The organism is Erwinia sp. 9145 (assembly GCF_000745075.1).
In the GTDB taxonomy this organism is placed as follows: Bacteria; Pseudomonadota; Gammaproteobacteria; order Enterobacterales; family Enterobacteriaceae; genus Erwinia; species Erwinia oleae.
The window spans coordinates 3,155,592-3,171,155 of record NZ_JQNE01000001.1; the positions used below are offsets into that span (position 1 = coordinate 3,155,592).

At 51.3% G+C, this 15,564-nt stretch carries 16 protein-coding genes and 1 tRNA gene; 3 read left to right on the forward strand and 14 right to left on the reverse strand.

Annotated elements, in window-relative coordinates; all coding sequences use genetic code 11:
- Positions 1-58: 58 nt before the first annotated feature.
- Both FA91_RS14950 and FA91_RS14955 read right to left on the reverse strand, forming a co-directional pair.
- Complete coding sequence (locus tag FA91_RS14950) at positions 59-886, reverse strand: phosphoenolpyruvate hydrolase family protein (RefSeq protein WP_034916894.1); 828 nt, start codon at positions 884-886, stop codon at positions 59-61.
- Position 887: 1 nt separating this feature from the next.
- Positions 888-2,114 carry a Tm-1-like ATP-binding domain-containing protein gene (locus FA91_RS14955; protein WP_034916896.1) on the reverse strand — a complete coding sequence of 409 codons (1,227 nt, stop codon included), beginning with the start codon at positions 2,112-2,114 and terminating at the stop codon, positions 888-890.
- Between the two features lie 310 nt (positions 2,115-2,424).
- Here FA91_RS14955 and FA91_RS14960 point away from each other — a divergent pair, with 310 nt between their 5' ends.
- Positions 2,425-3,009 carry a TetR/AcrR family transcriptional regulator gene (locus FA91_RS14960; protein WP_343205762.1) on the forward strand — a complete coding sequence of 195 codons (585 nt, stop codon included), beginning with the start codon at positions 2,425-2,427 and terminating at the stop codon, positions 3,007-3,009.
- On the opposite strand, the gene FA91_RS14965 is transcribed toward FA91_RS14960, so the two are convergent.
- Positions 2,999-5,143 carry an ornithine decarboxylase gene (locus FA91_RS14965; RefSeq protein ID WP_034916899.1) on the reverse strand — a complete coding sequence of 715 codons (2,145 nt, stop codon included), beginning with the start codon at positions 5,141-5,143 and terminating at the stop codon, positions 2,999-3,001. The genes FA91_RS14960 and FA91_RS14965 overlap by 11 nt on opposite strands.
- Before the next feature lie 514 nt (positions 5,144-5,657).
- On the opposite strand from FA91_RS14965, the gene FA91_RS14970 reads away from it, so the two are divergent.
- Positions 5,658-5,733: transfer RNA gene (locus FA91_RS14970), tRNA-Phe, on the forward strand.
- 491 nt (positions 5,734-6,224) lie between these two features.
- Here FA91_RS14970 and FA91_RS14975 read toward each other — a convergent pair.
- Entirely contained in the window at positions 6,225-6,821 is a 597-nt protein-coding gene (locus tag FA91_RS14975) for a TetR/AcrR family transcriptional regulator (RefSeq protein ID WP_034919386.1), read from the reverse strand.
- A gap of 117 nt (positions 6,822-6,938) precedes the next feature.
- Between FA91_RS14975 and FA91_RS14980 the strand changes: the two genes are divergently transcribed.
- A complete protein-coding gene (locus FA91_RS14980) occupies positions 6,939-7,694 on the forward strand; it encodes an SDR family NAD(P)-dependent oxidoreductase (protein ID WP_034916901.1) in 756 nt (251 codons plus the stop codon).
- 346 nt (positions 7,695-8,040) lie between these two features.
- Here the strand turns inward: FA91_RS14980 and FA91_RS14985 are convergent, their stop codons facing one another.
- From FA91_RS14985 to FA91_RS15030, 10 genes are all read right to left on the reverse strand, one after another.
- Positions 8,041-8,718 carry an HAD-IA family hydrolase gene (locus FA91_RS14985; protein ID WP_034919389.1) on the reverse strand — a complete coding sequence of 226 codons (678 nt, stop codon included), beginning with the start codon at positions 8,716-8,718 and terminating at the stop codon, positions 8,041-8,043.
- 61 nt (positions 8,719-8,779) lie between these two features.
- Positions 8,780-9,691, reverse strand: a complete 912-nt coding sequence (locus FA91_RS14990; RefSeq protein WP_034916903.1) for a tagatose-bisphosphate aldolase — start codon at positions 9,689-9,691, stop codon at positions 8,780-8,782.
- A 39-nt stretch (positions 9,692-9,730) separates the two neighbouring features.
- Positions 9,731-10,264, reverse strand: coding sequence for an ATPase AAA (locus FA91_RS14995; RefSeq protein WP_034916905.1), 534 nt, complete (start codon positions 10,262-10,264; stop codon positions 9,731-9,733).
- Positions 10,261-10,698, reverse strand: coding sequence for a PTS sugar transporter subunit IIA (locus tag FA91_RS15000; RefSeq protein ID WP_034916907.1), 438 nt, complete (start codon positions 10,696-10,698; stop codon positions 10,261-10,263). Before FA91_RS15000 ends, FA91_RS14995 begins: the two co-directional genes overlap by 4 nt.
- A gap of 6 nt (positions 10,699-10,704) precedes the next feature.
- Complete coding sequence (locus FA91_RS15005; protein WP_034916909.1) at positions 10,705-10,977, reverse strand: hypothetical protein; 273 nt, start codon at positions 10,975-10,977, stop codon at positions 10,705-10,707.
- Between the two features lie 56 nt (positions 10,978-11,033).
- Complete coding sequence (locus tag FA91_RS15010) at positions 11,034-12,371, reverse strand: PTS sugar transporter subunit IIC (protein ID WP_034916910.1); 1,338 nt, start codon at positions 12,369-12,371, stop codon at positions 11,034-11,036.
- A 14-nt stretch (positions 12,372-12,385) separates the two neighbouring features.
- Positions 12,386-12,676 carry a PTS sugar transporter subunit IIB gene (locus tag FA91_RS15015; protein ID WP_034916913.1) on the reverse strand — a complete coding sequence of 97 codons (291 nt, stop codon included), beginning with the start codon at positions 12,674-12,676 and terminating at the stop codon, positions 12,386-12,388.
- A 9-nt stretch (positions 12,677-12,685) separates the two neighbouring features.
- Positions 12,686-13,666: a 6-phosphofructokinase gene (locus tag FA91_RS15020; RefSeq protein ID WP_034916915.1), complete on the reverse strand. Its 981-nt coding sequence runs from the start codon at positions 13,664-13,666 to the stop codon at positions 12,686-12,688.
- Positions 13,667-14,207: 541 nt separating this feature from the next.
- The gene (locus tag FA91_RS15025) at positions 14,208-15,206 is read right to left on the reverse strand and encodes an alpha/beta hydrolase (protein ID WP_051937212.1); all 999 of its coding nucleotides are present in this window, start codon (positions 15,204-15,206) and stop codon (positions 14,208-14,210) included.
- An 18-nt stretch (positions 15,207-15,224) separates the two neighbouring features.
- Complete coding sequence (locus tag FA91_RS15030; protein ID WP_034916916.1) at positions 15,225-15,539, reverse strand: EthD family reductase; 315 nt, start codon at positions 15,537-15,539, stop codon at positions 15,225-15,227.
- Positions 15,540-15,564 lie beyond the last annotated feature (25 nt).

Genomic DNA, 15,564 nt, shown 5'->3' on the forward strand with positions numbered 1-15,564 from the left:
AAAAAAAGCGGTGGACCGGGGTCCACCGCTAAAGAACATCCCCTGGTGTTGGAGATTCTTATCGACTCAATTGTTTGAATGATTTTGTCGTTTCAGTCAGTGCGATTTCCGTCGGCAAACGTTCCATGGAACTCGCGCCGTAAAAACCATCGCACTGGGGACAATGATGCAGAATGTACTGTGCATCTTCAGGAGTGGAGATCGGTCCTCCATGACATAACACGATGACATCTTCGCGTATGGTTTTTGCGTCCTTTGCCCACTGGTTAATAAGCGGCACGCAGTCCGCTAACTTAAATGCCGTTTCCGCACCAATGTTCCCGCCGGTGGTCAGCCCCATATGCGCCACAATAATATCCGCGCCCGCTTCGGTCATCGCCACCGCATCTTCCGGGCTGAAGACGTAAGGCGTGGTGAGCAGCCCTTTCTGATGCGCCAGGCGGATCATCTCAACCTCCAGCCCATAACCCATCCCGGTCTCCTCAAGGTTGGCGCGGAAGTTGCCATCGATCAGGCCGACGGTCGGGAAATTTTGCACGCCGGAGAAGCCCATCGCCTTCAGCCGATCGAGAAAGAGATCGAACTGGCAAAACGGATCGGTGCCGTTTACGCCAGCCAGCACCGGCGTTTTTTTCACCACTGGCAGAACCTCTTTTGCCATATCCACCACGATGTCATTGGCATTGCCATACGCCAGCAGCCCGGCCAGCGATCCCCTTCCCGCCATCCGGTAGCGCCCGGAGTTGTAGATAACAATCAGATCGATTCCGCCTGCTTCCTCGCAGCGGGCAGACAGACCGGTGCCCGCGCCGCCGCCAATGATCGGCTCACGGCGCGCGATCATCGCCTTAAAGTTTTCCAGTATCTTTTCACGACTAAATATCATTTCAGACTGCCTTTTCAACCAGCGCGCGGAAATGGCTGACCGCCGCGCTGGCAAACTGTTGATCGTTGATATGCCACGGAAGACGCACAATCCTGCGGCGATCCGTCTGTTTGAGATCGGCTTCCAGCGTATCGATAAACGCCCTGTCCGCCTCGGGCGACCAGAAAGGCTGCCCCGCTTTATCCAGCGCGGAGAAACCGCCTTCAGGGATCAGCACCACGACATCGCCTTCGCAGCGGTTCAGCTTTTCCGCTATCCACTCTGCCATGCGCACGTTTTCGTCGGGCGTGGTACGCATCAGCGTGACCTGTGCATTGTGATGATAAAAAAGGCGATCGGCGTATTTTTCCGGTACGGAGGTCGCGTGTCCAAAATTGACCATATCCAGCGCGCCGCAGGAGATAACGCACGGCGTGCCGGTATTCGCAATCGCATCAAAGCGCGTGTCGTCGCAGGCGAGTACGCCGCCAAACAGCAGATCGCAGACTTCTGTGGTGGTCAGATCCAGCAGCCCCGTCAGCATGCGGCTGTCGGTCAGTTTTTCCATCGCATTACCGCCGCTGCCGGTAGCATGGAACACCAGGCAGTCATAATCCGCCTCCAGTTCAGCACTGACGTTCTGGATACAGGGCGTAGTCACGCCAAACATAGTCAGTCCAAGAGCGGGTTTGTCCTGTTCGTTCTCATCCTGTTGAAACAGTACCGCGCCGGCAATCTGATGGGCGGCATTGCCCAATACGCGGCGGGAGATACGGTTAAGTCCGGCGACATCGGTTACCGAATAGAGCATGGCGATATCGCTGGAGCCGATATAACGGGCGATGTCGCCCGAGGCCATGGTGGATACCATGATCTTTGGTACGCCGATTGGCAGCGTCTGCATGGCGGGGGTAATCAACGCCGTTCCGCCTGAGCCGCCAAGACCGATAATGCCCAGCAGATCGGATCGCTGGGCGATAAAGATCTTAAACGCTAACGCCATTGCGTCGATCGCTTTACCTCTGTCGCCGCAAAACACCGCTTCACGCCCCTGCGGATGGAGATCGGCAATCATCTCAGCGGGGAAATCGACTCCCGCAGACGATGGATTGATCTGCGTGGAAAGATCGACCGTGACAACCTCAACGCCGGTTTTGGCTATCAGTTGGCTGACAAAAAACAGTTCTTTTACTTTAGTATCTGCGGTAGCGACAACGTAGATGAAACCTGTATTTTTACGCTTAGTCATAACAACACCCTGTTATCAGACGAAATAACGCCTTGATTAAGCTATAATAAAGAAAGTGAATAACGTTGAGAACATCTCAGGCTCATTGCTATGAGATAACAGTATCATTTTAATTAATCATAAATCAATCGAATGTAATGTCGAATCAGCCAGCAGATTGACTAAACTTATAACGGCGCTATTGGCCAGTATCATTCATCGACCAGACAGATAAGAGGTTAACGTGGAGCAAAGGGAATCGGTGGAGGGGAAAAAATTTTCTGCCACCCGAATAAGAACGCGTCGTTTGCTGATTGAGACGGCTATCAGGATGTTCGACGGCGGCGCATTTCCATCCATTACTGAAGTTGCTCAGGAAGCGCGACTTTCACGCGCGACGGCTTACCGCTATTTTCCTTCGCAAAGCGCGCTGGTTTCTGGGGTGGTGACCGAGACGCTCAGCCCGATGAAAAGCTGGCGCGCCACGCGCACCGATCCGGGCGAACGTATCGACGAGCTGCTCTCTTTTGCTTTTCCGCGCCTGCTGGAGCACGAAGGCACGCTGCGCGCGGCGCTGCATCTCTCTCTGACGCAGTGGGCGCAGTCGAGATCGGCAGAAAACACCGACAAAGAGCGGCTGGTGAGGGGAAACCGTAAAGCGCTGTTGCAGCATGTGATGGAGCCGCTTCATCAGGAGCTGCCGACGGAAATAGTCGAACGGGTGATCAAGTCACTGTCGCTGGTGTACGGTTCGGAGATCTTTCTGGTGATGAAAGATATCTGGGGCTGCGACGATCGGCAGTTGCAGGATATTGGCAAATGGATCGCTAAAGCCATCATTCGTCAGGGCTATGAGGATGCAGAAGCTGTGCGGGCATCGGCAAGTACCGACGCCCGCACGGCGGTTACGCGTTGATCATATAGCTAACGAGACGCTTACTACCGGCCTCGTCTGCTTCGGCGTAGACGCCCTGAAGCTCAGGTGAAAAGCCCGGCAGCAGGTTAAGCCCCTCTTCCAGCGCAAGGAAGTAGCGCTGCACCGCACCGCCCCACTCTTCGCCGGGCACCACGCAAAGCACGCCCGGCGGATAAGGCAGCGCGCCTTCAGCGGCAATTCGCCCCTGCGCCTGCGCGATGGGCACCAGCTCAACGTTGCCGCGAATAAATTCCCGATTGGCGTCCTGCGGATTCATTACCACTTTAGGCAGGCTCTCCTGACGGAACATCGCTTTCTGCAAATCCTTCACGCCGTGGCTGACATAAAGCTGGTGCATCTCCTGACAGAGGCGGCGCAGCGTATAGCCTTCATAGCGTGCGGCATTTTTACGGTAAATGGTCGGCAGCACGTCGCGCAGCAGCGCATCTTCGCGCATGTGCTGCTCAAACTGCGCCAGCTTGCTGACCAGGCGCGCCATTTTTTCCACGCTTTCGGCGGGCGTCAGCAGGAAGAGAATCGAATTGAGATCGCATTTTTCCGGCACTACGCCATTTTCCCGCAGGTAATTCGCCAGAATGGTGGCCGGGATGCCAAAAGAGGCGTACTGCCCGCTGGCAGCATCAATGCCCGGCGTGGTCAGCAGCAGCTTGCAGGGATCGATCAGATACTGATCTTTCTCATAGCCGGCAAAACCGTGCCATTCAGCGCCGGGCGCAAAGCTGAAGTAGCGGGGATCGGCCGCGATCGTCGCCGTTGGCGCATCCTGCCACGGCTGCCCGTCCACTTCATCGGGCAGAAAAGGCTTAATCATTTCGCACTTCTGAAGAATGGCTTTGCGCGCATCAATCCCCAGCGTGACGCAATCATGCCAGAGACGGCGGCCCGCCTCGCCCTGATGCATTCTGGCGTTGATATCCAGCGCGGCGAACAGCGGATAAAACGGGCTGGTCGAGGCGTGCAGCATAAAGGCGTTATTCAGCCGCTTGTGGCTGCAAAAACGCTGCTGTCCACGGATGTGATTATCTTTTTTATGGATCTGCGACGTCTGCGAGAAGCCCGCCTGCTGTTTGTGCACCGACTGGGTGACAAAAATGCCCGGATCGTCAGGGTTCAGCTCAAGAAGCAGCGGTGAACAGGCTTCCATAACCGGAATGAACTGCTCGTAGCCTACCCACGCGGAGTCAAACAGGATGTAGTCGCACAGGTGTCCAATGCTGTCGATGACTTTGCGGGCGTTATAGACCGTGCCGTCATAGGTGCCGAGCTGGATCACCGCCAGGCGAAAAGGTCGCGCATCGTTCTCGCGGCCTGGCGCGCGTTCCCTTATTTGTTGGCGTATCCACGCTTCGTCAAAGCAGTGGGCATCGATACCGCCGATAAAACCAAAAGGATTACGCGCCGTTTCAAGGTAAACCGGCGTGGCGCCGGCCTGAATCAGCGCGCCGTGATGGTTCGATTTATGGTTATTACGATCGAACAGCACCAGATCGTCACGCGTCAGCAACGCATTGGTGACCACTTTATTAGCGCTGGAGGTGCCGTTAAGAACAAAGTAAGTTTTATCGGCGTTGAAGACTTTCGCCGCATACTTCTGCGCGTCCTTGGCCGATCCTTCGTGGATCAACAGGTCCCCGAGCTTGACGTCGGCGTTGCACATATCGGCACGAAAGATGTTTTCGCCAAAAAAGTCATAAAACTGACGTCCCGCCGGGTGCTTCTTAAAAAATGCGCCGCCCTGATGGCCCGGACAGGCGAAGGTGCTGTTATCCATCGCGACATATTTGGTCAGCGTCTGGAAGAAAGGTGGTAACAGTTTCGCCTGATAATCTGCCGCAGCGGCTTCAAGCAACGCGGCATCGCTCTCATCGCCGGTCAATACGCCGGTAACCGGTGGCAAATCCTGCGCCTGCTCTGCCTCATCCACTGCAATAAACACCGGCAAGTCGAAGCCGGTCTGGCGCAGCAGCGTCAGCACGCCGCTACGTGAATCGGAAACGGAAACAACAACCGCCGCCACGTCGGTAAAATCAGTGTTATCCAGCGTCACAACTTCGCGACCGGTCTGGAGGTGAATAGCCACGGTGGTGCTGGCCGCAATTTTCAGTGGTGTCATAGCACAAATCCCTAACGGTCAAGGATGAGTGGGTGCCAAAGGCACGGCAATGGGAGAAGGCACAGCCCTCGCCCGGCGATGGTGTCTGGATAGTAGCCAGTAGAATGGTTTCGGCGCTGACCGCCAGACATCAGTAAAATCAGATCGCGTCTGTTTTTACGCATGGCCAAAAGTCAGGCTTAAGGAGACCTCACCGCATAATGCGCGGGGTGTTGAGCAGGAAGTGACGCGCGCGCGACGAAGCGTGGGAAACTGCGCTCAGTATCAGCAGCGATTTTCTCATGGCGGCGGCCTCTGGAAGTTATCGGTTGAATGCGTCAGGAAGTGCGCAATAATGGCACTTTTCATCTTCAGGTTCAAGGCGGAACGGCTGTCGTAAAGGGCCACACAGGCAGAAATATGCGCAGAAAAGTGGCATTTCCTCTCATAAATGATTGAAAAGAGCGCAACTGATTACGTTTCCGTGATAAAGCCATTGACGCCATTCAGACAGTAAGGTTTAATGCGGCCCGTTGCCCGGATAGCTCAGTCGGTAGAGCAGGGGATTGAAAATCCCCGTGTCCTTGGTTCGATTCCGAGTCCGGGCACCACTTTCAAAGCACGTTGGTCAGAGGTTAAAAAAACTGACGGGCGTTTGCGATACTTGTTGATGTTGATCCCCCATCAGTTCGTTGGACATAAGCGCTTCTCTCGCTGTTACTCTCTCCTTTCTTTAATACCCTTTACTTCGATGTATGCTTTAAGTCATCCGCTAGCCGATCATCCGACAAAGCCCCTGAGCAGCCATTGTATTTAGCGAAGACGGGCTCCCCTTTCCATTGACCTCGCGTCATCTGTCAGGTCAGCGTGTCCGCCAATATGCTCGTCATTCCCGGATGGCCCCATAAGCGCAGAACAGGTCGCTGCTTCCCTGGTATCGCATCATTGAAAAGCGATCCGGGGCCTGGATCAGAGGACGTGCCCGGCTATTAAAAACAGGACTGATAAGGGTCTGGCTGACTCTTGCCGCCCTATGTGGCACTGAGATTCAGCGCAGCGATGAAATCAATCTGCGCTGGCGTAAAGCGAGCCTGATAACGGCCTACGGAGAAACAGCACGTTGCGGCGCCCCTGCGCGCAGCCCCGCCATAACGATGTCGATGAGCCAGGCGAGCCGCGGTTGCCATTCGTCATTAAAATCAAGCTGCCATATACCCGCAATGGCCAGGAAGAAGTCGTCAGTGGTAACACCGGCGTGGATGGTCCCGGCTTTCACATTTGCATCGAGCAGCAGTTGGGCGGCAGCGATCACGGGCGCATAGCCCGCATTTTCCGAGCAGTCCCGCGCGAGCGATACCTCACGAATTGCTTTAGCCAGGCCAGCTTTGGTCATGGCGTATTCGGCAAGGCGATTCATCCACTCACGTAATGCCCGATCGGGCGTGAGCGTCTGGAGCAGGTGCTCTGCATATTGAGTAACCTGCAACATCTCATAGTGATAAACCTCCATCACTAATACCTCTCGTGACGGAAAATGACGATAAAAAGTGGCTTGTCCCACGCCTGCCTTCTTCGCAATCGTCGTGAGCGGCACGTCTGCGGAAACGGTCAATTCCTGAAGCGCAACCGACAGAATACGTTCGCGATTTTGCTGCGCGTCAGCGCGCGCCGGGCGCTCCATCTTTTGTTGCTGTGTCACCAGTCCTCCGATCAAAAACATTAAAACTTGCTAAGCGGACAATTGTCCGTTAAATTTCGCCTTAACGGACACCTGTCCGCTTATCATACTACCCTTTTAATCAAACCGGAGAAACATATGAAAACTTCAGGTAATACGATCCTCATTACGGGTTCCACATCGGGTATAGGGTTAGGCCTTGCGGTGCGCTTTCACGAGGCAGGCAACAAGGTTATTGTAGCGGGCCGACGCAAGGCTTTACTTGATCAAATCACAAGCGATTATCCTGGCATTGAGGCCCTTGAACTCGATATTGCTGACGCCAGGTCTGTTATTCAGGCGAGCGAAATTGCGGCATTGCGATACCCCGACCTGAATGTTGTCATCAACAACGCCGGCGTCATGTTGAGCGAAAATGCGTTGGATCCGGATTCAGTGGAGATTGCGCAGCAGACCGTCGCGATCAACCTCCTTGGCACCATTCGTATGACTTACGCGTTCTTACCCCAACTGACTCAAAAGAACGACAGCGTCATCATCAATGTCAGTTCCTCATTGGCGTTTGTACCGTTGCCCCTTGCGATGACCTATAGTGCCACAAAGGCGGCCGTTCATGCCTTCACTGAAAGTTTGCGGGTTCAACTCGCCGATACCCCTGTGCGCGTGATTGAGTTAGTTCCGCCTGGTGTGCGCACCACGCTGTTCGGTCAGGAAAGTGACGAACAGGCCATGCCCCTGGATGACTTCCTCAATGAGACGCTCGACCTTCTGTATGCAGACCCCACCCCTGATGAAATCATCGTTGAACGCGCTAAATTCTTACGCACTGCCGAGGCTACGGGTAACTACGGCAGCGCCCTTGAAATGCTTTCTGCGTGGAAGATGCCGGAGTGAGGTTATGGGTGCGAAGGCAGGAACCTCAGTACTTGCCGTCAAGGATGTTGCCACTAAGATGGCTTCCGATGAGCCGGATTAACGTGTTACTCAGGAAATGATGGGAATAAATCCGCAGTACAGTGGGGGAACAAACCCAATATTATTATCAGGGAATTATGCGGCAGAGCGCATAAAAAAGGACGAGATGGAGAGACAGAAAAGTCTACCGATAATATTTTTTTATTGGAAAATCCCTTATTTAATAAACAGAACCTGAGTTGTCACGTTCCCGGTTTCGAGCCGGGACAATCATTCTTACGCGTCAGAGCCTGAACGCAGGTTGACCATTGACAGGTAAGACTTATCAGCGTGCAAAACGCGCAATTTCCCCAGGCAGCAACGTCATAGCATGAATCACCACGTCTGCACCGGCAGCGGTAAGCCGTTGCTGATGGTCCGGCGTGGTGTGCGCGCCGCCGGTAAAGCCAATTGCATACATGCCGGCTTTTTTGGCCGCAATCACGCCATGCACTGAATCTTCAATTACCAGCGTGTTTTCCGGCGCGGCATTCAGCTCACGGGCCGCATGCAGGAAAATATCCGGCTGAGGTTTGCTGCGGCCCGGGCCCAGATCAACAGCCGAATAGATGTGGGGAGAAAACAGATCCTTCAGGCCGGTCAGCGACAACATATAATCTAACTGCGCTGAGCCTGAGTTTGAGCAGATGCATTTTTTAAGCGGGATTTCACTGATGATTTCAACGGTGTTGGCGATCCTTACCAGTCGTTCGGCGAAAGCAGCCATTAATAAGGGATAAAACTGCTGGTGAACCGTGGCAGGAATAGCGATCTCTTTCTCCGACTGGATTTTAGTTATCAGTTCATCCCATGCCAGTCCGCTATAGCGACTGGTGAACTCCTCAATACCGATTTTTGCCCCGTGTTGATTCAATAAAGCGAGGGTTAACTCAATACCGATGATTTCAGAATCAACCAGCACGCCATCACAATCAAAAATAACCAAATCTGTACTGCGCTTCATTGCGTTCACTCCATTGTTAGCTGGCCACACGGCAAACCGCGCCGGTGGCCAGAAGATCTGATTACGCGCTGACAAGCTCTTTTCTGTATTTCACTAAAAGCTGCTGAATATCACGCAGTCGCGATACCGCAACAGAAGAAAGTTTCTCTTTAGAGACATTACGGTCAAGTGAAATACAATCCTTCCACAATGAACGTCCGGCGATAACGCCTGAGGCGCCGTTTCTGAGAGAGATATCAACCTGCTTCAGGAACGTGGCGTGATCGACACCGGCAGAAAGCACCGCCCAGGGAATATCACCACAAATTTTTGTGACGTTGGCGCAGGCTTCTTCTGTTCCAGGGTAAGGGATCTTCAGCACTTTTGAACCGCACTCAATACAGGCTTTACAGCCCTCTTCAATAAGCTGAGGAATTTTACGCTGGTATTCTTCTTTACTTTCATTCTCAAGTTGATAAGTCAGGAATTCCACCACCAGGAACAGGTCTTCACGGGCAAAATCAGCGATGACTTCGCGCAGCGTCGCCAGGTTAGCGGTGTTGGCTTCCGGCGTATCCATACGTAAATAGATCATGATCTTGCCGCCCGTCGCGCCCAGTTCGCGTACTTTACGGGCCGTGATGCCTTCCACCATTTTAGAGATACGATAGCCTTCTGACGACGTATCCCAGCCGGACGCATCAAGACCGACCAGCAGGCCTGTATTGCGCGGTACAACCCCTTCATCAACAATGCCGGGGACGGCGCAAATAGGGTCGACTAATACGCAACCCGCTTCTGACGCCAGATAACGGGTAATATCATATTTGGTTTTACCCAGCGTCTCATTACTGATTTTGGCCTGCTCTTCAGCGGTGGGTGCCAGCAATGTTCTCATTCCGCCGCGCTGATCGCAGGCCACAACCATCATTGAACCTGTCGCATCGCAAATCATCTGATAGCCACGGCGTTCTGCTGTTGTCATTTTATTCATTACTCTTTCCTCATTAAATTGTTTATCACGAAGTCAGGATTAATTAAGATGTTTTTCCACCCATGGAATAAGGTCGGCGCTGTTACTCCCTCGATCGTGATTGAGAGTAAATACGTCGCCCAGCGCCATAGGCTGTGCTTTTTCAGCCAAGGTCATCAACTCAGGTATATATTCCTCACCGGGATGCCCTTTAACTCGGCAGTGACAGCGTTGCTTATATCTTTCTGCCACAAGGGCGGGCGAAACCTGATTCCATATTTCCAGCGTTTTTTCGCAGCCGCTCATCGTGAGATAATCCGTTAAAATCGTTTTATCTCTGAAGCCAAACCAGGCGTCCATAACGAATACCGCATCCGGCGGTGATCCTTTTACAATATTGAACATCGCTTCATAGGCCGCATAGCCAAGTTTACGATTCAGTGGCCTGTCAATAACATCCGCGAACTGAACCATGAAGGGCTCTTTAATCTCATCGATACTTAATACGGGAAGATTAAAGTATTCAGAAAGCGTTTTTGTCACGGAACTCTTACCGGATGCCGGTATTCCATTAACTAAAATCAGTTTTTTCATAGTAACCTGAGAATTTCACCAATTGTTGTGGCTCGTCTGATCTGAGACAGCGTCTCTTCCTGTTCAAGCAAATTGACTATTGATGCGATACCGTCGGTAATATGTGAATCACTGTCGACGCCGGCAAACATAACAATAATATCTGCCGGTTCACTGCCTTTAAATGACACCGGTTTGGCAAGCGTCATCATGCTAAAACAATTTTTAATCACCCCACATTCGGGCCTTGCATGCGGTATCGCAATGCCTTCATCAAACACATAATATGCGCCAAACTCCAGGGTGTTGCTGATAACGGCTTCTGGATATTCAGCAGTGATGAAGCCACCATTGATCAATGGCTTCGCCGCCTGCTTAATGATGTCTTCCCATGAGTCAAGATCCATCCGAACCTGAATATATTCGTTCTGAGAAAAAAACTCTTTAATACTCATAACACCTCATATATTTTTGCGGATGGTATTTCTTAATTCATCCATCTTTAAGAATAAATCATCGACTTTTTGACGATACCGTTTGTTCTTTGAAAAAATCTTTATGGCCTGGTTATACTTCACCATCAGATTTTTTTGAACATCACCGTTTGAGGGATTCTTTTCTAATTCAGCTTCAAGCACGGAGAGTTCGGCTTCAATCCTTTCTGCCTCTTCATTATTCCCCTGCTCCTCTTCCGGGGCTTGCGAATTAAACATCTGTTTTAATTTTGCAAACATAGGGTCTCCTCATCACTTTATGATTCTTTTGTTGCCTGCCATTATTGGATACTGATTCAGTCATTCAGTTTTCTGTTGACGAACCAGACAAGTGCAATGACAAAAACAATAAAACCCAGGACAAACGGCCAGTCATGCTGGAAGGCATGGCCGAGAACTAAACCCGTACTGATAACGTCGGAATCGCTGAAGGTCACGCCTTTAAAGCCGAAGGTTTCAAGGAGCGGTACTAAAATAGCGGGTAAGAAAGTGATAAATAATCCATGAATGACACCGCCAATCATGGCTCCCTTTCTTCCTCCCAGCGCATTGCCAAATACGCCTGCGGCGCCACCCGCAAAGAAATTGGTCAGCAGGCCCGGCAGGATCATGGCAAGACCAAACATCGGGAAGACGATCATGCCAATAATTGAGCCCACCGTGGTGGCGAGGAAGCCCACAACCACGGCATTCGGCGCGTAGGGGAACAATACCGGGCAATCGAGGGCCGGTTTAGCGTTTGGCACCAGGCGCATGGCAATGCCGCGGAAGGCCGGTACCAGTTCATTCAACAGCAGACGCACACCGCTATAGAGAACAAACACGCCCGCCACGAACTGCATCGACTGCATAAATGAATACATGATGTAGTTCGTTTCGCCAGAGAACTGACCAATATATTCAGGGCCGGCAAATATGGCGGGGATGATATACATCGGCACCATAATTACCGCCATCGACAGATAGGTATCCTGTAAAAATTTAAAGTTATCGGGCAGCTCTAAATCTTCGGTTGAGCGCGAGTTTTTGCCAATCACGCGCGCAACGGCGGCCTGAACCAGATAGCCAATGGTACAGAAATGGCCCAGCGCGACGTCGTCCGAACCGGTAATTTTGCGCACAACCGGCTGGGCGATAGCGGGCATCAGTACGGCCATGACACCGCCAAAAATACCGCCGGTCAGGATCAGCGTGGCGCCGGTCAGTCCCGCTTTATAACCTATAACGGTGCCGATCGTTGCCATCCACAACAGCGCCTGACCGGTCAGGAAGATGTATTTGAATGGCGTGATGCGCGCGATGATAATGTTGACCGCAAAAATGACTAACAGAGTGAGCGCAACTTCTGAACCCAGCTCCCGGTTAGCCACACCGGCAATGGCTGCGACATCGGTAATGTATCCCTGCATACCAAAACCGTGGGTAAAAATATCATTGAGGAAGGTCAACGCGGCGACAATGATATTGATACCTGCCATCATGATCAGGAAACCCAGCAGGGTCTTAAACGTCCCTTCTATTGTTTTCCCGACAGATTTTTTTTGCAGGATCAATCCAAGCATCGCGATCAATGCAATTAATATGGATGCCTGGCCTAAAAAATCCTTAACAATAAAATGAATAATAGCGTCCACTTAACACCTCATTATCAGTTTGAATTCATATAAGCGAGGATTTTTTCTTCAATTTCTTTTTTGTCAGTTAACTTATTTAGAATGATTACCTTTCTCTTATTTTCCTCAGTGGCGTCAGATGTCAAAATATCTGCAAACATCTTTTGCGTAAGAATAATGTCATATTTGTAGGATGATGCTTCCGATACCGTGGTGTGATCGATATCGGCATCAATGCCTAAATTTTGCAAAACGGATTTTGCGCTCATTTCAATAGCAAAGCTTGAGCCGAGGCCGCAGCCACATACGCAGAGTACTTTAAGCATATTATTACCTCAGATAAGGTTGTTTAATTTAGCCAGTTTGTAGAGGTTACTATCTTCATCAACTAAACGTTTGTCAGAGTTTTCAAGATCGAGTGGTATTGCTTTATTATTGTTGTTAATGACAATTATTTTATTGGTCAGTCCGCTATGAATACACCTGACCACTTCTTCAGCCAGTATCGCGCCCTGAATAATCTCCTCTCCGGTTGGTGTGCCATTTCTTAATCCGTATCCCAGGATGGTTTTTCTGATCCTGATACCGATTTTATGTTCCAGTTTTCCAATCATGGTATCAATCGCGCCCTGGAAGCCCGGCGTATATTCTTTGGTGTAACCTTCAGAACATAAAATAATGACGCTGTTTTGCACTTCAATTTTGTCAGTGATTTTTTTCGCCAGCGCATCAATATCCCATGGCGATTCCGGAATAAGCGCAATATCGGCATTGCTTTTTAACGCAGCCTGTAGTGTCAGTTCACCGCAGTAGCCGCCAAGCAGTTCAATCATAAATACGCGGCCCGGCAGGCCCCGTCCGGTATTACGTAATTTCCCGACTTCGCCTATTACCTGTTCACAGGCGGTTGAAAACCCGATGGTATAATCGTTCCCGGTGATATCATTATCGATGGTCATGCCTACGCCATAGCAATTCACACCATAGCTGCTGAGTGTTTTTAAAAACTGAAATGAACCATCGCCGCCGCCCATAATCAGGCAATCAATTTTCTTTTGCCGGATATTTTTTATGATCCTGTCATAATCCGACTTTTTACATTTGTCTTCTTTTCTGCCTGAAGAGAGTAAAGGCACCGACGAGATTGAATAGTCGACCAGATCGCGGCGCGAGATCTCTTTCGCTCGGTTATCAATCAAACCATTAATGCCGCCATCAAAAACGATAATGTCCGATTCAATCATCCTGTTAATCTGGAACAGAAAGTTATTCATACCGCTGACGTCGCCTCCGCTTATTACCAGTCCAATTTTCATCGACGACCTCAGCTAAATTATTCGTGAATATGGAATTTAGAGTAATGATGGCAGGATTAATTTTTTTGAACCGCGTCACAAAAACGCAACGAATTAACTTTAGAGCCTCTCTTGACAGGGCTTTTATGAGCTTATTTTTGTGATCTGAATCACTTATTTTTTTCAGGCGACGAATACTATTTTTACTTAATATTTTGTTTTAATTGAATTTTCAGGCGGCAGGCTAATTTTGTGGTTTTCTTGTTAACAGGGCGAATTAACCGATAACGATTTTGTGACTGCTTTCACAATAATTGCGGCACCCACCTGAGCGTTATATCAACGTCAGGCGGGTGTTCTTTTAAGCCTTATTTACGGTGGGGATTTTTAAGATGAAAGATAAGCCTGTCAGGCGCTATCGCCGTTGAAAACGCTGAAGCCATGTTTCTGACCCTGACGCAGGTTAACGTGCAGAAACGGGTTGAGAAACAGAGTAGAAAGCGTTTAAACAACCGCTGCCTGACGTCTCTTCCCTGCCGTGCCAAACCGTGCGGCCCGGTTTTCAAACACTATTTTGCAGCCATTGCAGAACCGGCAGCAGCGCCTCATCAGAGTTCTTTTCGTAGATCAATCCATGTCCGTTGCCATACACACCCCGATCCGCCAGATGCAGTAGCTCTGCCGATGCCCCTGCCGCGTTCAGAAAAGACGCAGTCGGCGGGCTGGCAGCTGCAAACGCCGACGCTTCTGCGGTAACAATCAGAATCGGCAAACCGGTTAAAGACGGTAATCTTAAGCTGCCCGGCTGCGCATCACGCACGGCCTCGGCGCTGACAGCCGGCGGATCGAAGCGCATCGGCGCTGCCGTTATGCCCCACGCCAGTAACCCAATATTGGGGATTTCCGCAAAGGGTGGCCCCATCGGCTCGATAGCGACAATGGCCTTTACCTGTTCTGGCCGACGATCCGCTATCAGCCAGCCGTCCGGGCCCGATGCAGAATGCGTCACAAGAATGGCAGGCCCAATGCGATCCAGTAGAACCGCCACGCGATCTGCATCCAGGGTCTGTGAAAGCGCCAGATCTTTGGGTAAGGGGCCATAGCCGGCAATAAATTCGTCCATGGCGTCAGGATCGTCCGGGGAAAAAGGCCATTGGGTATGACGTTCATCGCTCTGCGGAAAATAGATATGCTGTCCGCCCTCATACGAAAATGGCGGCCCCATTTCGCCAAGCGTCTCTACGTGGAAGGGCGAGCGGCCGTGTCCGGGTCGGTCGATGACCAACACCGCATACCCCTTCTCTACAAACCGCTGTGCCCAGCCAGGCCTGCCATCCGGCGTGTCAAACCACTCCGTACCCTGAAACCCGCCGCCATGCATCAGCACAACGGGATACGGCATGCTCACTACCTCTGGCGCTTCCCATTCCACATACATCGGGCCGCGTTGATACGTCAGGCCGTTCTGTGCAATTCGTTCACCGGGGATCCAGAAATGCCCGCGCCGAATCGTGCGTGGCACTGCTTCAGTCCAGGGCGCGTAATGTTGATGTTTTTGCATTTTTTTCCTTTGTGAACGTCAACCCTGAAGGGCGCGAGCCCGTACGGGCGAGATATCGGTAAATCGTGAAACGTCTGCCATAACTTCAGTCGATTCCGGAGAGGCAAAAGCTGTTTCCGCTGCTTTCTCATCCCGGAAGATGCATTCACAGAGGGCGATGGTTCCGGCCTGCTCCGCTGCCGGAAAAAATGCGGCTGCACTGAGAAGCCCGTACTGACGCCACGCTTTCATCACCAGCGGAAGATGTCCATTTACGTAATATTCCCTGTCAAAACGGTTCTGAGAATCACCCTGGTAGGTGACATAGATGGTTACCGGTGCATTCATATTCATCTTTTTTCTCCTGCCATGTCGGCCA